Origin of the sequence: uncultured Amaricoccus sp., from assembly GCF_937858865.1 — a bacterium.
Classification (GTDB): domain Bacteria; phylum Pseudomonadota; class Alphaproteobacteria; order Rhodobacterales; family Rhodobacteraceae; genus Amaricoccus.
In genome coordinates, this window is the sequence record NZ_CALLYO010000221.1 from 1 (window position 1) to 3,554 (window position 3,554).

At 73.1% G+C, this 3,554-nt stretch carries 5 protein-coding genes; all 5 read right to left on the reverse strand.

Annotation, left to right across the window (positions count from 1 at the left end):
* Positions 1 to 85: 85 nt before the first annotated feature.
* The gene (locus Q0112_RS05895) at positions 86 to 748 is read right to left on the reverse strand and encodes a hemolysin III family protein (protein WP_297972713.1); all 663 of its coding nucleotides are present in this window, start codon (positions 746 to 748) and stop codon (positions 86 to 88) included.
* A gap of 157 nt (positions 749 to 905) precedes the next feature.
* Positions 906 to 1,478 carry a cob(I)yrinic acid a,c-diamide adenosyltransferase gene (locus Q0112_RS05900; RefSeq protein WP_297972715.1) on the reverse strand — a complete coding sequence of 191 codons (573 nt, stop codon included), beginning with the start codon at positions 1,476 to 1,478 and terminating at the stop codon, positions 906 to 908.
* Between the two features lie 29 nt (positions 1,479 to 1,507).
* Positions 1,508 to 1,714, reverse strand: a complete 207-nt coding sequence (locus Q0112_RS05905; protein WP_297972721.1) for a twin transmembrane helix small protein — start codon at positions 1,712 to 1,714, stop codon at positions 1,508 to 1,510.
* A gap of 42 nt (positions 1,715 to 1,756) precedes the next feature.
* A complete protein-coding gene (locus tag Q0112_RS05910; RefSeq protein ID WP_297972717.1) occupies positions 1,757 to 2,593 on the reverse strand; it encodes an SDR family NAD(P)-dependent oxidoreductase in 837 nt (278 codons plus the stop codon).
* Positions 2,583 to 3,554: serine hydrolase (locus Q0112_RS05915; RefSeq protein WP_297972719.1), on the reverse strand; the 972-nt coding region annotated here is incomplete at its 5' end. The genes Q0112_RS05910 and Q0112_RS05915, both read right to left, overlap by 11 nt.

Below are 3,554 nucleotides of genomic sequence, written 5' to 3' on the forward strand. Positions count from 1 at the left end.
CGTCCAGAAGATCACCTCATCCCGCCCTCAGCCAGCCCTGTCGTGTAGTGTGCCTGCTCTTAACGATTGGCCGCTCGAAAGGAGGTCAGGCGAAGGCGCGTTCGGAGAGCTCGACGAGGACGGCGGCGTAGAGGACGAAGGTCGCGGTCAGCACGAAGATGTGCCAGATCGTGTTGTGGAAGGGGAGCCGCTCCCAGACGAAGAAGAGGACGCCGAGGGTGTAGAGGCTGCCCGCCACGAGGATGAGCAGGAAGCCGGTCGGCGTGAGTTCGGCGAAGAGCGGGCCGCCGAAGAAGGCCGCCGCCCAGCCGAGGCCGAGATAGAGCAGGATGCTCGCCCACTTGAGCCGCGCCGGGCTCAGCATGCGCATCGACGCTCCGGCGAGCGCCACCCCCCAGATGCCGGCGAGGAAGATGCCGGCGTGGGTGCCGGTCAGCACCGCGAGCGGGGTGTAGCTGCCGGCGATCTTCACGTAGATCGCCGACTGGTCGATCCGGCGCAGCAGATCCTTGCGTGCCGGGACGTGGATCATGTTGTTGGCGGCGGAGCAGACGAGCATCGCGATCAGGCTCGCGCCGTAGACGGCGGCGGCGATGACGGTGGTGGCGTCGCCGAACCAGATGGCGGCGAGCGTGACGAGGACGGGGACGGCGACGAGCGCGGCGACGACCCCGGTGACATGCACCGCCGCATCGCTCAGAAGCTCGGCCCGGGTGTAACCGGTCGGCACGCGCTCGCGCGTGAACATCGTCCCCTATCCCCTCGCGCGGGGAGGAACCCGCGCACCCTTTGGTCAATGTAGGGTGAATCGGGGCGGTTTGGAACCGGCGGAGGGATCCTTTGGTTAGCGCGGGCGATCACCTCTTCGCGGGGCGCGGACTGCGGTCGGCGGTCGGCGGCTCGTCTCAGCGGTTCGCGCCGGGCACCCAGAGCACGTCGCCGCGGCCGCTGTCGTTGGCGAAGCGGGCGGCGACGAAGAACCAGTCGGAGAGGCGGTTGAGATAGCGCACCGCCTCGGGGTTGACCGTCTCGGCCTCGGCGAGGGTGACGGTGCATCGCTCGGCGCGGCGGCAGACGGTGCGCGAGAGGTGGAGGTGCGCGGCGAGCGGGGTGCCGCCGGGCAGCACGAAGCTCCGCAGCGGCTTCAGGTCGGCGTTCATCGCGTCGATCTCGCGCTCGAGGCGGGTGACCTGGTCGGCGACCACGCGCAGGCGCGGGTACTTCGCGGCGGCGTCGTTCTCGAAGTCCGGCGTGCAGAGGTCGGCGCCGAGGTCGAAGAGGTCGTTCTGCACCCGCTCGAGCGCCTCGTCCGCCGCGCCGGCCGCGTTGAGGCGCGCGAGGCCGACGGTGGAGTTGAGCTCGTCCACCGTGCCGTAGGCGGCGACGCGCAGGCCGTCCTTCCGCACCCGGCTGCCGTCGCCGAGCGCCGTCGTGCCCTTGTCGCCGGTGCGGGTGTAGATGCGGTTGAGCACGACCATGCGCGGCAGCCTCCCTGTTCAGCCCCTGTTCAGCCGCCGCGCTTCGCCAGCCAGACGACGAGCACGATCAGCACGACCGCGATGAACTGCGCGAGGATGCGCAACTGCATGAGCTTGTTCGCGTATTTCCGGTTGAACTCGCCCCCCCGGGCGAAGCCGCCGACCCCGATGAGCAGCACCACGACCACCGCCAGGCAGGCGATCGGGACGAGGAAGAGGAGGGGGGTGTAGATCATGCCGGTTGAAGTAGCGGATTCGGCGGCCATTGCAAAGGCGGCTCAGCGGCCGCGCACCACGGCGTCGAGCGCGCGGGTGGGCAGGAGGCGCCGGAGCAGGCCGGCGGCGCGGGTGGGCGCGGTGACATGGTAGCGCGGCCGCGGGCGCGGGCTCTCGAGGGCGTGGAGGAGGCGGGCGGTGACGGCGGCGGGCGGCAGCTCGAATCGGTCCCGGCGCGTCCCGGGGGCGTAGAGGCGGGCGAGAAGGCTCTCCTCGTAGGCGGCGCGGTGCGGCGAGGCCTGCCAGTCCACATGCCGCTCGAAGTGCGGGATCGAGTTGCGGCGGAAGGGCGTCCCGATCGGGCCGGGCTCGATCAGGATGGCGTGGATCCCGCTGCCGGCCAGCTCGAGGCGGAGCGCGTCGGTCGCGCCCTCGAGGGCGAACTTCGTCGCCACGTAGGCGCCGCGCCAGGGGGCGGCGACGAGGCCGAGGACGGAGGAGATCATCACCACCCTGCCCTGCCCCGCCGCGCGCATCGCCGGGAGCAGCCGGTTGGTCAGGTCGAGCTGGCCGAAGAGGTTGGTCTCGAAGATCGAGCGGAAGGCCGCCCGCGGCAGATCCTCGACCGCGCCGGGGATGGCGAAGGCGCCGTTGTTGACGAGGGCGTCGATCCGTCCGCCGGTGCGGGCGAGCGCCTCCGCGGCGGCGGCGGCGAGGTTCGCCTCGTCGGCGAGGTCGAGCGGGAAGCTCTCGAGGCCCTCGGCGACGCGCCGGGCGCAGTCGGCGGGCTTGCGGCAGGTCGCGAGCACCCGCCAGCCGCGGGCACGCAGCGTGCGCGCCGCGTCGAGCCCGATGCCGGAGGAGCAGCCGGTGACGAGGACGCTGCGGTCAGAGGCCATGCACCGCCCGCTCGAAGGCGTCGAGGACGGCCATCACCCGCGGGTCGGCATAGGGCCGGGACTGGGTCATCAGCATGCCGGCGCGGCCGCGCGCCGGGTCGAGCCAGTAGAGCGTGTTCATGCTGCCGCCCCAGCCCTGCGCGCCGGCGGCGCGGCGGCCGGGGACCGGCGCCTCCGAGCGCAGGCCAAGCAGGCTCCAGGTGAGATCGCTGCCGAGGCCGAAATCGACGTCGGCGCTGACCGCCGGCTGGGCGGTGGCGAAGATGCCGAGGCGCCGGGTGCCGAGCTGGTTGGCGAGGAGCCCGGCCACGGTCGCCGGGGCGAGGAGGCGGCGGCCGTCGAGCTCGCCGCCGCGAAGCAGCATGCGCAGGAAGCGCAGGTAGTCGGGCGCGGTGCCGATCAGCCCGTGGCCGAGGCCGTGGAACTCGGGATCGACCAGCGTGGGGGCGGGCACGACGGCGAAGCCGGCGCCATCGCGCACCCGGAGGGCGGCGAGGCGGGGGGCGAGCGCGGGGGCGAGCGCGAAGTCGGTCTCGGTCATGCCGAGGGGCGCGAGGATCTCCTCGCGGCAGAAGGCGTCGATCCGCCGCCCGTCCACCGCCTGGACGAGGAGCCCGGTCCAGTCGAGCCCCATGCCGTAGGCCCAGCCCTCGCCCGGATCGAAGGCGAGCGGCAGCTCGAGCGCGGCGAGCCGCCCGGTGCGGACGCTCGGCAGGCCGGTGATCCGGCGGTAGCGCAGCATGTCGGCGTTCCAGCTGTCGTAGGCGGCGCCGGAGCGGTGGGTGAGGAGATGGCGGAGCGTGGCGCGGGTGCGCTGCGGGCGCAGGCGCGGCGTGTCGCCGTCCCAGCCGTCGAGGACCGGCAGGGCGTCGAAGGCGGGGATCGCGTCACCGACCGGCGCGTCGAGCTCGAGCCGGCCGCGCTTGACGAGGATGGCCGCCGCCACCGCCCCGACGGCCTT